Source organism: Salmonella sp. NW1250 (assembly GCF_051812965.1).
GTDB lineage: Bacteria > Pseudomonadota > Gammaproteobacteria > Enterobacterales > Enterobacteriaceae > Salmonella > Salmonella enterica.
Window position 1 is genome coordinate 144,478 of the sequence record NZ_JAMNDD010000008.1, and the last position, 14,929, is coordinate 159,406.

Consider the following 14,929-nt stretch of genomic DNA (forward strand, 5'->3'; position numbering starts at 1 on the left):
GCTTTTACAGGGCGACAGGATGAATGACTGTCCACGACGCTATACCCAAAAGAAAGCGGCTTATCGGTCAGTTTCACTTCTTCATAAAACCCGCTTCGGCGGGTTTATGCTTTTACCGGGCGGCAGGATGAATGGCTGTCCACGACGCTATACCCGAAAGAAAGCGGCTTATCGGTCAGTTTCACTTCTTCATAAAACCCGCTTCGGCGGGTTTTTGCTTTTACAGGGCGGCAGGATGAATGACTGTCCACGACGCTATATCCAAAAGAAAGCGGCTTATCGGTCAGTTTCACTTCTTCATAAAACCCGCTTCGGCGGGTTTTTGCTTTTACAGGGCGACAGGATGAATGACTGTCCACGACGCTATACCCAAAAGAAAGCGGCTTATCGGTCAGTTTCACCTCTTCATAAAATCCGCTTCGGCGGGTTTTTGCTTATCAGGCCGGTGAAGGGTATAGAGGTTGCAGAAGACGCCAGCATCACCATCCGGCAATTAATTGACAGCCGTGGTGACATAATATTATTCGTTTTTGTGATGAGAAACACAAAACGCTATAGATTGCGCTCTTTTTAGTTGAAGTGAAAAGCAATCGATTTCTTTCACAAAATTACATTCTGAAAAACAGCAAGAAAGCGGTGTAAATTATTTGTTGTAAATGAAAATTAAATGTATGAAATATTTTGGTTAAAATTTTATTAAATGTTTCTTTACAAACAAATAAGGTAAAAAAATGTGACGCGTAACGGTTTTTAAGCGCATTTACCTTCGGTTTATACTTAAATTTGAGAAATTACGCTTTAAATTTAACGCTGGAATTGCCGATAAAATGTCCCGTAATTGATTGAAATATCGTCTTCATGGGATGTCGAAAATAGGAGATAAAATAGGCTGGTTATCGCCATAATATATCGTTATCCCGACCCTATTTTTTGATTGAAATCAGGCTAAGTTGCTGTTTTGTTTTTGTAACTCATTGAAGTAATGGGTTTTCTTTATTTAATAAAGACCATGTAAAAACTGCGGTAAGTTAATTTGTGAGTGGTCGCACATAACCTTTAAGATTTAATTTGCTACACTTCCTGCCGTTCACAATGTTATTTCAGAGCGGTAGATATGAATACTCTTGTTCTCCCTAAAACACAGCATTTGGTGGTCTTTCAGGAAGTCATTAGAAGTGGTTCTATCGGTTCTGCCGCAAAATCGTTAGGGTTAACCCAACCCGCCGTCAGTAAAATCATTAGCGATGTTGAGGCCTATTTTGGCGTTGAGCTAATTGTACGTAAAAATACCGGCGTTACGTTGACCGAAGCGGGACAGGTACTGCTTTCCTGGTCTGAATCTATCACCCGCGAAATGAAAAACATGATCAACGAGATGAACAGTATGACGTGCAATACCGTTGTCGACGTCTCGTTTGGCTTTCCTTCGCTGATTGGCTTTACCTTCATGTCCGATATGATTCATAAGTTCAAAGAGGTATTTCCAAAAGCGCAGGTATCCATGTACGAAGCCCAGCTCTCTTCATTCCTGCCGGCCCTGCGCGACGGGCGGCTGGACTTTGCTATCGGTACGCTCAGTAATGAAATGCAACTACAGGATCTGCATGTCGAGCCGCTGTTTGAATCAGAGTTTGTCCTGGTAGCCAGCAAGTCCCGAACATGCACCGGCACCATCACACTGGAATCGTTAAAAGACGAACAGTGGGTGTTGCCGCAAACGAATATGGGCTACTACAGCGAATTACTCACCACTCTACAACGAAATGGCATCAGCATCGAAAACATTGTTAAAACAGATTCCGTTGTCACAATATATAATCTTGTTCTCAATGCTGATTTCTTAACTGTTATTCCCTGCGATATGACCACGCCTTTTGGCTCTAATCAATTTATCACGATACCAATCAAAGACACATTACCCGTCGCACGTTATGCGGCGGTATGGTCTAAAAATTATCGTATCAAAAAAGCCGCTTCAGTATTAGTAGAATTGGCTAAACAATATTCATCATATAATGGATGCAGACGCAGGCAGTTAATAGAAATTGAATGATATGGAATAAACATATTTAGCGAAATTGACGTCACCTGTTTCTTTTGAACAGTGGGCAACGGTAACTTATTTTTAATACCCAGGTTAAGAGGTTATAATGCACATTACATACGATCTCCCGGTTGCAATTGAAGATATCCTCGAAGCGAAAAAAAGACTGGCGGGGAAGATATATAAAACGGGAATGCCTCGCTCTAACTATTTTAGTGAACGTTGCAAAGGCGAAATATTTCTCAAGTTTGAAAATATGCAGCGTACGGGTTCATTTAAAATTCGTGGCGCTTTTAACAAACTTAGCTCGTTAACGGAGGCGGAAAAACGTAAAGGCGTCGTGGCCTGTTCCGCAGGTAATCATGCACAGGGCGTTTCTCTTTCTTGCGCAATGCTGGGTATTGACGGCAAAGTCGTGATGCCGAAGGGCGCGCCAAAGTCAAAAGTGGCGGCCACCTGTGATTATTCGGCGGAAGTGGTGCTCCACGGTGACAACTTCAATGACACCATTGCTAAGGTGAGTGAAATTGTCGAAACCGAAGGCCGCATTTTTATTCCGCCTTACGACGATCCAAAAGTCATTGCCGGACAGGGTACTATTGGTCTGGAAATTATGGAAGATCTGTACGATGTCGATAATGTCATCGTGCCTATTGGCGGCGGCGGTTTAATTGCAGGTATTGCCATTGCGATTAAATCGATTAACCCGACCATTAAAGTTATCGGCGTACAGGCCGAAAATGTTCACGGTATGGCGGCGTCTTATTACGCTGGCGAAATAACCACGCACCGAACGACCGGCACCCTGGCGGATGGTTGTGATGTCTCCCGCCCGGGTAATTTAACCTATGAAATCGTTCGTGAATTAGTCGATGACATTGTTCTGGTTAGCGAAGATGAAATTCGTAACAGCATGATCGCTTTAATTCAGCGCAATAAGGTTATTACTGAAGGCGCTGGCGCTCTGGCCTGCGCCGCACTATTAAGCGGGAAATTAGATAGCCATATTCAGAACAGAAAAACGGTCAGTATTATTTCTGGCGGCAATATCGATCTTTCTCGTGTATCACAAATTACGGGTTTAGTTGACGCTTAATCTTTTCGTGAGGATAGGATATGAGTACTACTGATAGCATTGTATCCAGCCAGGCAAAACAGTCGTCATGGCGTAAATCGGACACGACGTGGACGCTGGGTTTATTTGGTACCGCCATTGGCGCCGGGGTGCTGTTTTTCCCTATCCGCGCCGGGTTTGGCGGGCTTATCCCCATTCTGCTGATGCTGGTTTTAGCTTACCCCATTGCGTTCTATTGTCACCGGGCGCTGGCGCGTCTGTGTTTATCCGGATCTAATCCGTCCGGCAATATTACGGAAACGGTCGAAGAGCACTTTGGTAAAACGGGCGGGGTAGTTATCACGTTCCTTTACTTCTTTGCGATTTGTCCGCTGCTGTGGATTTATGGCGTCACCATCACTAACACGTTCATGACGTTTTGGGAAAACCAGTTGCAGATGCCAGCGTTGAACCGCGGTTTCGTGGCGCTGTTCTTGCTGCTGCTGATGGCCTTTGTGATCTGGTTTGGTAAAGATCTGATGGTTAAGGTGATGAGTTACCTGGTATGGCCGTTTATCGCCAGCCTGGTGCTAATCTCATTATCGCTGATTCCTTACTGGAACTCGGCGGTTATCGATCAGGTTGATCTCAGTAATATCGCGCTGACCGGGCACGATGGCATACTGGTTACGGTGTGGCTGGGCATCTCTATCATGGTGTTCTCCTTTAACTTTTCGCCCATCGTCTCTTCCTTCGTGGTGTCTAAGCGGGAAGAGTATGAGAAAGAGTTTGGCCGCGAATTTACCGAGCGTAAATGTTCACAGATCATCTCGCGCGCCAGTATGCTGATGGTCGCCGTGGTGATGTTCTTCGCCTTTAGCTGCCTGTTTACGCTCTCTCCGCAGAACATGGCGGATGCGAAAGCGCAGAACATTCCGGTACTTTCCTACCTGGCCAACCATTTCGCCTCTTTGTCGGGGACAAAATCCACTTTTGCAACGGTGCTGGAGTATGGCGCGTCTATCATCGCGCTGGTTGCTATTTTCAAATCTTTCTTCGGTCACTACCTGGGGACGCTGGAAGGGCTGAACGGCCTGGTGCTGAAATTCGGTTATAAAGGCGATAAAACCAAAGTCTCTATGGGCAAGCTTAATACCATCAGCATGATCTTCATTATGGGGTCTACCTGGGTCGTAGCTTACGCAAACCCGAACATTCTGGACCTGATTGAAGCGATGGGCGCGCCGATTATCGCCTCGCTGTTATGCCTGCTGCCGATGTACGCCATTCGTAAAGCGCCGTCGCTGGCGAAGTACCGTGGTCGTCTGGATAACGTGTTCGTCACCCTGATTGGTCTGCTGACCATCCTGAATATTGTCTACAAATTGTTCTAATCCTCACGTTTAGCCTGCGTTCCGCCCCAGGGCGCGGACGCAGGCTGACATCGACGGAGGCACTACATGAATGAATTTCCGGTCGTTCTGGTCATTAATTGCGGATCATCTTCTATCAAATTCTCTGTACTGGATGTCGCTACCTGTGATGTTTTAATGGCGGGAATAGCAGATGGAATGAATACTGAAAACGCCTTTTTATCTATTAATGGCGATAAGCCGATACACCTCGCGCACTCTAATTATGAGGACGCGTTAAAAGCCATTGCCTTTGAGCTGGAAAAACGTGATTTAACGGATAGCGTGGCATTAATTGGCCACCGTATCGCGCACGGTGGAGAGCTATTTACGCAGTCCGTCATTATTACCGATGAGATTATCGATAATATTCGTCGGGTATCACCTTTAGCGCCGCTGCATAATTACGCTAATTTAAGCGGCATTGACGCGGCGCGGCACCTTTTCCCGGCCGTGCGTCAGGTGGCGGTATTTGATACCAGTTTCCACCAGACGCTGGCGCCGGAAGCCTATTTGTACGGATTGCCGTGGGAGTATTTTTCCAGCCTGGGTGTGCGTCGCTACGGCTTTCACGGTACGTCGCATCGCTATGTTTCGCGGCGCGCGTATGAACTACTCGATCTCGATGAAAAAAACTCGGGTCTGATTGTCGCGCATCTGGGCAATGGGGCGTCTATCTGCGCGGTACGCAATGGTCAGAGCGTGGATACCTCAATGGGGATGACGCCGCTTGAGGGGCTGATGATGGGTACTCGCAGCGGCGACGTTGATTTCGGCGCGATGGCGTGGATAGCCAAAGAAACCGGGCAGACGTTGAGCGATCTGGAGCGAGTGGTGAATAAAGAGTCCGGTTTGCTCGGCATCTCCGGGTTGTCATCCGACCTTAGAGTCCTGGAAAAAGCCTGGCACGAAGGACATGAGCGCGCCCGGTTAGCGATAAAAACGTTTGTCCACCGTATCGCCCGTCACATTGCCGGACACGCGGCATCGTTACATCGGCTGGATGGCATTATTTTTACCGGCGGTATTGGTGAAAATTCAGTATTAATTCGTCAGTTGGTCATTGAACATCTGGGCGTGCTGGGGCTTACGTTAGACGTTGAAATGAATAAGCAGCCGAATTCTCACGGCGAGCGCATTATTTCCGCTAACCCTTCTCAGGTTATTTGCGCTGTTATTCCCACGAATGAAGAGAAAATGATTGCCCTTGATGCCATTCATTTAGGCAACGTGAAAGCACCAGTGGAATTTGCATAACTTAACGGCTGTTCTGTAGAGAGATTATTTTTCATGAAGGTAAATATCGATACCAGCGATATGCTGTATGCCGAAGCATGGCGTGATTTTAAAGGTACGGACTGGAAAGAAGAAATTAATGTCCGTGATTTTATTCAGCATAACTATACGCCCTATGAGGGGGATGAATCTTTTCTCGCCGACGCGACGCCAGCGACCACGGCGTTGTGGGAAAAGGTGATGGCGGGAATACGTATCGAGAACGCGACCCATGCGCCGGTGGATTTCGATACCAACATCGCGACGACGATTACCGCGCACGATGCGGGGTATATTGAAAAAGAGCTGGAAAAAATCGTCGGTTTACAAACGGATAAGCCGCTTAAACGCGCTTTGCATCCGTTTGGCGGCGTTAACATGATCAAAAGTTCATTCCACGCTTATGGCCGCGAAATGGACGCCGATTTTGAATATACCTTTACCGACCTGCGGAAAACCCATAATCAGGGCGTATTCGATGTTTACTCGCCGGATATGCTGCGCTGCCGTAAATCCGGCGTATTAACCGGTTTGCCGGATGGTTATGGTCGCGGGCGCATTATTGGCGATTATCGTCGTGTCGCGCTGTATGGCATCCGTTATCTGGTGCGCGAACGCGAGCTGCAATTCGCCGATCTGCAGTCGAATCTGGAGCAGGGACAGAATCTTGAGGCGACGATTCGCCTGCGTGAGGAGTTGGCGGAGCACCGTCGCGCGCTGCTGCAAATGCAGGAGATGGCGGCGAAATACGGCTACGATATCTCCCGCCCGGCGCGGAACGCGCAGGAAGCGGTACAGTGGCTCTACTTCGCTTATCTGGCGGCGGTAAAATCGCAAAATGGCGGTGCAATGTCGCTGGGAAGAACCGCCTCGTTCCTTGATATCTACATTGAGCGCGATTTCAACGCGGGCCTTCTGACAGAGCAGCAGGCGCAGGAACTGATCGACCATTTCATCATGAAGATCCGCATGGTGCGCTTCCTGCGCACGCCGGAATTTGATTCGCTCTTTTCCGGCGATCCGATCTGGGCCACCGAAGTTATTGGCGGGATGGGGCTCGATGGCCGCACGCTGGTGACGAAGAACTCTTTCCGTTATCTGCATACCCTGCACACGATGGGGCCAGCGCCGGAGCCGAACCTGACCATACTGTGGTCAGAAGCGTTGCCGGTGGCATTCAAGAAATATGCTGCGCAGGTCTCCATCGTGACCTCATCTTTGCAGTATGAAAACGACGATTTAATGCGTACCGACTTTAACAGCGACGATTATGCCATCGCTTGTTGCGTCAGCCCGATGGTCATCGGTAAGCAGATGCAGTTCTTCGGCGCGCGCGCCAACCTTGCCAAAACGTTGCTGTACGCTATCAATGGCGGCGTTGATGAGAAACTGAAAATCCAGGTTGGGCCGAAAACCGCGCCGTTAACGGATGAGGTGCTGGATTACGACGTGGTAATGGAGAGCCTAGACCATTTTATGGACTGGCTGGCGGTGCAGTACATTAGCGCGCTGAACATCATTCACTACATGCACGATAAGTACAGCTATGAAGCTTCGCTGATGGCGCTGCACGACCGTGATGTGTATCGGACGATGGCGTGCGGCATCGCCGGACTGTCGGTGGCGGCGGATTCCCTGTCCGCCATCAGGTACGCTCAGGTGAAGCCGATCCGCGACGAAAACGGCCTTGCCATCGACTTTGCTATTGAAGGCGAGTATCCGCAGTACGGCAACAACGATGAGCGCGTGGACAGCATCGCCTGCGACCTGGTGAAACGCTTTATGCAAAAAATTAGCGTGTTGCCGACGTATCGCAATGCGGTGCCGACGCAGTCCATTTTGACCATCACCTCGAACGTCGTGTACGGGCAGAAGACTGGCAATACGCCGGATGGACGCCGCGCCGGAACGCCGTTCGCGCCGGGGGCGAACCCGATGCACGGTCGTGACCGCAAAGGAGCGGTAGCCTCGCTGACGTCGGTGGCGAAACTGCCGTTTACCTACGCCAAAGACGGTATTTCGTACACCTTCTCGATTGTGCCTGCGGCGCTCGGGAAAGAAGATGCGGTGCGGAAAACCAATCTTGTCGGCCTGCTGGACGGCTATTTCCATCATGAAGCACAGGTAGAAGGCGGGCAGCATCTGAACGTCAATGTCATGAACCGTGAAATGTTGCTGGATGCGATTGAACATCCGGAAAACTACCCGAACCTGACGATCCGCGTTTCCGGCTATGCCGTGCGCTTCAATGCGCTGACTCGTGAGCAGCAACAGGACGTTATTTCGCGCACCTTTACTCAGGCGATGTAACGTGAACGGGGCGATCGTGTGGATCGCCCCGCGACGGATCTTCACTGAACGGTAATCTTAGGGGGAGATATGATTAGCGCATTTGATATTTTTAAGATTGGCATTGGACCTTCAAGCTCCCATACCGTTGGGCCAATGAATGCAGGAAAATGTTTTATCGATCGGCTGATCGACAGCGGCGACCTGCCGCGAACGACGCGCATCACGGTTGATCTTTACGGATCGCTATCGCTGACGGGCAAAGGCCATTCGACCGATACCGCCATCATTATGGGCCTGGCAGGCAATACGCCGCAGGATGTCAATATTGATAGCATTCCGGCGTTTATCCAGGAGGTTGCCCGCAGCAGCCGTTTATCGGTGGCGGGTGGCGCGCATGTGGTGGATTTTCCCGTCGCCGACAGTATTCTCTTTCACGCTGAAACCCTGGCGCGCCATGAAAACGGTATGCGAATTACCGCCTGGCACGGGCAAACGCCGCTTTTACACAAAACGTATTACTCTATTGGCGGCGGCTTTATTGTCGAAGAGGAACGCTTTGGCCAGTCGCACGACGTAGAAAAGTCGGTGCCGTATGATTTTCATTCCGCCAGCGAACTGTTGACGCTGTGTGAAAGACAGGGGCTCTCGATTTCCGGCCTGATGATGCAAAATGAACTGGCGTTGCGGAGCAAAGAGCAGATTGACGCTGGCTTTGCCCGCATCTGGCAGGTGATGGCGACCGGAATTGAACGTGGCATGAATACTGAGGGCGTGCTGCCGGGGCCGCTGAACGTTCCACGCCGCGCGGTAGCGTTACGGCGTCTGCTGGTCTCCAGCGATAATCTCTCCCGCGATCCGATGAACGTCATCGACTGGATTAACATGTTCGCCCTGGCCGTGAGCGAAGAGAACGCGGCGGGCGGGCGAGTGGTCACCGCGCCGACCAACGGCGCGTGCGGCATTATTCCCGCGGTGCTGGCCTATTACGACAAATTCCGCCGTCCGGTCAATGCCAACTCTATCGCCCGCTATCTGCTGTCGGCGGGGGCGATTGGCATGCTGTACAAGATGAACGCCTCGATATCCGGCGCGGAAGTGGGGTGTCAGGGCGAGGTTGGCGTCGCGTGTTCGATGGCGGCGGCGGGGCTGACAGAACTGCTGGGCGGCAGCCCGGCGCAGGTCTGTATTGCGGCGGAAATTGCGATGGAGCATAACCTTGGCCTCACCTGTGACCCGGTGGCGGGTCAGGTGCAAATCCCTTGTATTGAACGTAATGCGATTAACGCCGTTAAAGCGGTAAATGCGGCGCGAATGGCGCTACGCCGTACCTCTGAACCGCGGGTTTCGCTCGATAAAGTGATCGAAACCATGTACGAAACGGGTAAAGACATGAACGACAAATATCGCGAGACGTCGCGCGGCGGTCTGGCGATTAAAGTCGTTTGTGGATAGGCCCGACAGGCGCAGAGTAAGCAGGCTATGGGATAACGCAGAAGACAGAAGCTGAGAAAAGGGCGCACCAAAGTGCGCCCTTTTTTGTTGTGATACGCGTCAAATAGAGAAAATAACAATATTAAATAAATAGTAAATAGAAAATAATTCTTAACCCACAAGAAATGCAGGCGTTTTATTGGTAAGTTTTTCTCTTATCGTGCGCGTATGATTTTCTTATTACAAGAAAGTACCTGCACCTCACGTTCTGCATATCGCCTTGCTGCGGCACGAAAAATAAAAAAACCTCTACCTACACATTGAGCGAGAATTTTATGGAATCGGCTAGTAATACCAGCGTAATCCTCGACGCATCAGCCCCGGCGCGTCGGGCAGGGATGACAGAAAGCGAATGGCGTGAAGCCATCAAATTTGATAGTACCGACACCGGCTGGGTCATTATGAGTATCGGGATGGCGATCGGCGCAGGGATCGTTTTTCTTCCTGTCCAGGTTGGCCTGATGGGACTTTGGGTCTTTTTACTCTCTTCTATTATTGGTTATCCGGCCATGTACCTGTTCCAGCGGCTGTTTATTAATACGCTGGCGGAATCCCCGGAATGTAAAGACTACCCCAGCGTGATCAGCGGCTATCTGGGCAAAAACTGGGGTATTTTATTAGGCGCGCTGTACTTTGTGATGCTCGTCATCTGGATGTTCGTCTATTCTACGGCGATTACTAACGACAGCGCCTCTTATCTGCATACTTTCGGCGTAACGGAAGGATTACTTTCCGATAGTCCATTTTATGGTCTGGTGCTGATCTGCATCCTGGTGGCGATTTCCTCACGCGGTGAAAAATTACTGTTCAAAATCTCCACCGGCATGGTGCTGACCAAGCTACTGGTAGTGGCGGCGCTGGGCGTCTCCATGGTGGGTATGTGGCATCTGTATAACATTGGCGCGCTGCCGCCGATGGCCCTGCTGATTAAAAACGCCATTATTACCCTGCCATTTACGCTGACCTCGATTTTGTTTATCCAGACGTTAAGCCCAATGGTGATCTCTTACCGTTCACGCGAAAAATCTATTGAGGTCGCACGTCATAAAGCGCTGCGCGCCATGAATATCGCGTTTGGCGTCCTGTTCGTTACCGTCTTTTTCTATGCGGTTTCCTTCACCCTGGCGATGGGGCATGACGAAGCGGTGAAAGCCTATGAGCAGAATATTTCCGCCCTGGCGATCGCCGCGCAATTTATTAGCGGCGATGGCGCTGGCTGGGTCAAAGTGGTTAGCGTAATTCTGAACATCTTTGCCGTCATGACCGCCTTCTTTGGCGTTTATTTAGGATTCCGCGAAGCGACGCAAGGCATTGTGATGAATATCCTGCGCCGCAAAATGCCCGCCGAGAAGATTAAGGAAAATCTGGTACAGCGCGGCATTATGATTTTCGCTATTTTGCTGGCCTGGAGCGCCATTGTGCTCAACGCGCCGGTACTGAGCTTCACCTCTATTTGTAGCCCTATCTTCGGTATGGTGGGCTGTTTAATTCCGGCATGGTTGGTCTACAAGGTTCCCGCATTGCACAAATATAAAGGCGCTTCGTTGTACCTGATTATTATTACCGGTCTGCTGCTATGCGTTTCTCCGTTCCTGGCATTCTCTTGATATACCTGAGATTAAGGTTGTTGTTATGTTTGAATCTAAAATAAATCCATTGTGGCAAAGTTTTATCCTGGCCGTACAGGAAGAAGTAAAACCGGCGCTGGGGTGTACTGAGCCAATTTCACTGGCGCTGGCAGCAGCGGCGGCGGCGGCTGAACTTGACGGCACAGTTGAACGCATTGACGCGTGGGTTTCGCCTAATCTGATGAAAAATGGTATGGGCGTTACCGTTCCAGGAACGGGAATGGTAGGGCTACCGATCGCCGCGGCGCTTGGCGCGTTGGGCGGTGATGCGAAAGCCGGGTTGGAGGTGCTAAAAGACGCTTCCGCTAAAGCCGTTGCCGATGCAAAAGCGATGCTGGCCGCCGGACATGTCGCAGTGATGTTGCAGGAGCCATGTAACGATATCCTGTTTTCACGGGCGAAAGTGTATAGCGGCGATAGCTGGGCATGTGTCACGATCGTCGGCGATCATACAAATATTGTGCGGATAGAAACCGACAAGGGCGTGGTATTTACCCAGGCCGATAATGCGCAGGAAGAAGAAAAAACCTCGCCACTGGGAGTGCTGTCTCATACCTCGCTGGAAGAGATCCTGGCGTTTGTGAATGCGGTGCCCTTTGACGCTATTCGCTTTATTCTCGATGCGGCCAGGCTAAACGGCGCGTTGTCGCAGGAGGGACTGCGTGGTTCCTGGGGGCTGCATATTGGTTCGACGCTGGCCAAACAGTGCGATCGCGGTCTGCTGGCGAAAGATCTCTCCACGGCGATTTTGATCCGTACCAGCGCGGCGTCAGACGCCAGAATGGGCGGCGCCACGTTGCCCGCGATGAGCAACTCCGGCTCCGGCAACCAGGGGATTACCGCCACGGTGCCAGTCATGGTGGTTGCTGAACATGTCGGCGCCGATGACGAACGCCTGGCGCGCGCGCTAATGTTATCGCATTTGAGCGCTATCTATATTCACCATCAGCTTCCGCGTTTGTCGGCGCTGTGCGCGGCAACCACGGCGGCGATGGGCGCGGCGGCGGGTATGGCGTGGCTGATAGATGGTCGTTATGACACTATCGCAATGGCTATCAGCAGTATGATCGGCGATGTCAGCGGGATGATTTGCGATGGCGCGTCGAATAGCTGCGCGATGAAAGTCTCTACCAGCGCGTCGGCGGCGTGGAAAGCCGTACTGATGGCGTTGGATGATACGGCGGTGACCGGAAACGAAGGGATTGTGGCGCACAATGTCGAACAATCTATTGCGAATTTGTGTTCGCTGGCGTGTCGCTCAATGCAGCAGACAGACAAGCAGATCATCGAGATTATGGCCAGTAAAGCGCATTAATAATAACGCCCCGGCATGACGTCGGGGCAGCGTGTTGCCCGATGGCGCTGCGCTTATCGGGTCTACCTGTTATCAGCCGGATCGGGCGCTTGCGCCGCCATCCGGCATGATTTCAGGCTGCGGCCTCTTCTTCTGCCAGCCGGGCTTCGGCGTCCGCCACGATGGCTTCCAGTTCGGTTAGCATCTCTTCATAGCCCAGCGGCACAGTGGCGCTCATCGCCTCCTGTACGGCAGGTTTTACCACGGGCTGACGTTTCTTCGCCGATTTTTTGCTCATCTTGCGACTCCTTTTCTGGCTGGCTACACCGGTAAATCTACCAGTAATGCGCGCAGCGGCGTATCGGCAACCAGCGTAATGTTAGGTTCATCACGAATAAATGCGCCATCTCCGCAGGTTAACGCCTCGCGTTCTTCGTTGTGCGTCATCGCGTGGAACGTACCGTGAATCGACTGCAAATAGGCGCGCGGCCCGTGAAGCTGGAAATTAAGCGATTCGCCTTTCTCCAGCGTAATATGATGTACCCATACCTGTTGGCGCAGTTGTAAGCTGTTTTGCTCACCGTCGGGCGAGGCAAGAAGCTGTTGTTGCGCCGCCAGGAGTGGGATTTTTTGTACCAGCGCGTTTTCCCGTTCAGGACAGGCGTCAAGCCACAGTTGCATTCGGGTTAACGACTTAACTTTGCTGAGATTATGTTCGCTGTAGCTAATGCCCGGCTGCGCGGCGAGCAGTAACGCTTCGCCCGCTTTAGCCTGTACATGGTTGCCGTCGCTGTCGCGGTATTCCGCTTCGCCGTCCAGAATCAGGTTTAAAATATCCACCTTTGGATAAGTTCGAGGCTGAAAAGAGGCGCCCGGCGCCAGCACTTCCTGGTTCAGTACGCGCAACGACGCGTAGCCCAGCAGTGTAGGGTCGAAATAGTGTCCAAAGGAGAAGGTATAGCGGGCCTGTAGCCATCCGTAGTCTGCCTGTCCACATTGTTTGGCGGTTCGGGTCGTAATCATCGTTATTAACCTCTCTTTACTTCCTTTTATGTTAAGGGGCTGGACGCTGCATTGTTAGCCAGATATTCTGCCCGGTATGTTCAAATTTCCTGAATGAGAACGTTATGGCTAAAGAGAGAGCGCTGACGCTTGAAGCATTGCGTGTGATGGACGCCATTGACCGCCGGGGCAGTTTTGCCGCAGCGGCTGATGAGTTGGGGCGGGTGCCCTCCGCGCTGAGTTACACCATGCAGAAGCTGGAAGAAGAGTTGGACGTTGTACTGTTCGATCGCTCCGGCCATCGTACAAAATTCACCAACGTCGGACGTATGCTGCTGGAACGCGGGCGGGTATTGCTGGAAGCGGCAGACAAGTTAACGACGGATGCTGAAGCGTTGGCCCGCGGTTGGGAAACGCATCTGACGCTGGTCACTGAAGCTCTGGTACCGACGCCTGCTTTTTTTCCGCTGATCGACCGGCTGGCCGCTAAAGCCAATACGCAGCTTTCATTGATTACCGAAGTACTGGCTGGCGCATGGGAGCGGCTTGAGCAGGGACGGGCGGATATCGTTATCGCCCCGGATATGCATTTTCGATCGTCGTCGGAAATTAACTCCCGTAAGTTGTATACGTTAATGAATGTGTATGTCGCCGCGCCTGACCACCCTATTCATCAGGAGCCGGAGCCGCTTTCGGAAGTGACGCGGGTTAAATACCGCGGCGTAGCGGTAGCGGATACCGCGCGCGAGCGGCCGGTATTAACGGTGCAACTGCTGGATAAGCAGCCACGTCTGACGGTAAGCACGATTGAAGATAAACGTCAGGCGCTGCTGGCCGGGCTTGGCGTCGCGACGATGCCATATTCGATGGTGGAACAGGATATTGCCGAAGGGCGGCTACGCGTAGTCAGCCCGGAATCGACCAGCGAAATCGATATTATTATGGCCTGGCGGCGCGACAGTATGGGGGAGGCAAAAGCCTGGTGCCTGCGGGAAATACCTAAGCTATTCGCCGGAAAATAAATAGCGCGCGGCGCTTTAAAAGCGGCGCCGCGCCGCCATCAGGAAAAACGTTTCGGATCGGGGCCGAAGCGGTTGTCGCCCGGCGTACCATTCTGGCAGTTGAACGCGATGATGATAAGCCAGCCGATAATGGGGATAAGTAGCAACAGTAGCCACCATGCGGAGCGGTCAGTGTCATGCAGACGACGGAACTGCACGGCCCACCACGGTAAAAAGATCAGAACGCCGTAAATGGTGGTCAGAACGCCTTCACCCCCGGCGCGTTGCCAGCCAAGCATGGCGTCCAGCAGGCCCAACACAAAGGTAAAGATGATATTGACCAGAATAAACATCCAGTACTCTTTGCGTCGCGCGCGGCCGCCAAATCCCAGATAATTTTTTAAAACCTTTAAATACCAATCCATTTTCGCCTCAA

The 14,929-nt window shown here is 51.4% G+C and carries 13 protein-coding genes; 10 read left to right on the plus strand and 3 right to left on the minus strand.

Going from position 1 to position 14,929, the window contains the following annotated elements; translation table 11 throughout:
* The 9 genes from NBA72_RS15410 to NBA72_RS15450 all read left to right on the plus strand — a co-directional run.
* A partial coding sequence (locus tag NBA72_RS15410) for a hypothetical protein (protein ID WP_439005002.1) occupies nucleotides 1-574 on the plus strand: 574 nt, incomplete at its 5' end.
* A 540-nt stretch (nucleotides 575-1,114) separates the two neighbouring features.
* Nucleotides 1,115-2,053: a transcriptional regulator TdcA gene (tdcA, locus tag NBA72_RS15415; RefSeq protein ID WP_001094907.1), complete on the plus strand. Its 939-nt coding sequence runs from the start codon at nucleotides 1,115-1,117 to the stop codon at nucleotides 2,051-2,053.
* A 97-nt stretch (nucleotides 2,054-2,150) separates the two neighbouring features.
* Nucleotides 2,151-3,140 carry a bifunctional threonine ammonia-lyase/L-serine ammonia-lyase TdcB gene (gene tdcB / locus NBA72_RS15420; RefSeq protein WP_000548368.1) on the plus strand — a complete coding sequence of 330 codons (990 nt, stop codon included), beginning with the start codon at nucleotides 2,151-2,153 and terminating at the stop codon, nucleotides 3,138-3,140.
* Nucleotides 3,141-3,160: 20 nt separating this feature from the next.
* A complete protein-coding gene (gene tdcC / locus NBA72_RS15425) occupies nucleotides 3,161-4,492 on the plus strand; it encodes a threonine/serine transporter TdcC (RefSeq protein WP_000108129.1) in 1,332 nt (443 codons plus the stop codon).
* A gap of 66 nt (nucleotides 4,493-4,558) precedes the next feature.
* The gene (gene tdcD, locus NBA72_RS15430; protein WP_001527989.1) at nucleotides 4,559-5,767 is read left to right on the plus strand and encodes a propionate kinase; all 1,209 of its coding nucleotides are present in this window, start codon (nucleotides 4,559-4,561) and stop codon (nucleotides 5,765-5,767) included.
* Between the two features lie 33 nt (nucleotides 5,768-5,800).
* Nucleotides 5,801-8,095: a formate C-acetyltransferase gene (gene pflB, locus NBA72_RS15435; RefSeq protein ID WP_023219235.1), complete on the plus strand. Its 2,295-nt coding sequence runs from the start codon at nucleotides 5,801-5,803 to the stop codon at nucleotides 8,093-8,095.
* A 69-nt stretch (nucleotides 8,096-8,164) separates the two neighbouring features.
* Nucleotides 8,165-9,529 carry an L-serine ammonia-lyase gene (tdcG, locus tag NBA72_RS15440; RefSeq protein WP_042948717.1) on the plus strand — a complete coding sequence of 455 codons (1,365 nt, stop codon included), beginning with the start codon at nucleotides 8,165-8,167 and terminating at the stop codon, nucleotides 9,527-9,529.
* Nucleotides 9,530-9,843: 314 nt separating this feature from the next.
* On the plus strand, nucleotides 9,844-11,175 hold the full coding sequence (locus NBA72_RS15445; RefSeq protein ID WP_000443189.1) for an amino acid permease: 1,332 nt from the start codon (nucleotides 9,844-9,846) through the stop codon (nucleotides 11,173-11,175).
* A 25-nt stretch (nucleotides 11,176-11,200) separates the two neighbouring features.
* Nucleotides 11,201-12,511 (plus strand): L-cysteine desulfidase family protein, encoded by a 1,311-nt coding sequence (locus tag NBA72_RS15450; protein ID WP_000463070.1) that lies wholly within the window; start codon nucleotides 11,201-11,203, stop codon nucleotides 12,509-12,511.
* A gap of 112 nt (nucleotides 12,512-12,623) precedes the next feature.
* Here NBA72_RS15450 and NBA72_RS15455 read toward each other — a convergent pair whose 3' ends face one another.
* Together NBA72_RS15455 and NBA72_RS15460 are read right to left on the minus strand one after the other, a co-directional pair.
* A complete protein-coding gene (locus NBA72_RS15455) occupies nucleotides 12,624-12,788 on the minus strand; it encodes a hypothetical protein (RefSeq protein WP_000039326.1) in 165 nt (54 codons plus the stop codon).
* 23 nt (nucleotides 12,789-12,811) lie between these two features.
* Nucleotides 12,812-13,513 carry a pirin family protein gene (locus NBA72_RS15460; RefSeq protein WP_000633555.1) on the minus strand — a complete coding sequence of 234 codons (702 nt, stop codon included), beginning with the start codon at nucleotides 13,511-13,513 and terminating at the stop codon, nucleotides 12,812-12,814.
* A gap of 104 nt (nucleotides 13,514-13,617) precedes the next feature.
* On the opposite strand from NBA72_RS15460, the gene yhaJ reads away from it, so the two are divergent.
* Entirely contained in the window at nucleotides 13,618-14,514 is an 897-nt protein-coding gene (yhaJ, locus tag NBA72_RS15465; protein ID WP_001041026.1) for a DNA-binding transcriptional regulator YhaJ, read from the plus strand.
* A 38-nt stretch (nucleotides 14,515-14,552) separates the two neighbouring features.
* Here yhaJ and NBA72_RS15470 read toward each other — a convergent pair whose 3' ends face one another.
* The gene (locus NBA72_RS15470) at nucleotides 14,553-14,918 is read right to left on the minus strand and encodes a DUF805 domain-containing protein (protein ID WP_000384139.1); all 366 of its coding nucleotides are present in this window, start codon (nucleotides 14,916-14,918) and stop codon (nucleotides 14,553-14,555) included.
* Nucleotides 14,919-14,929 lie beyond the last annotated feature (11 nt).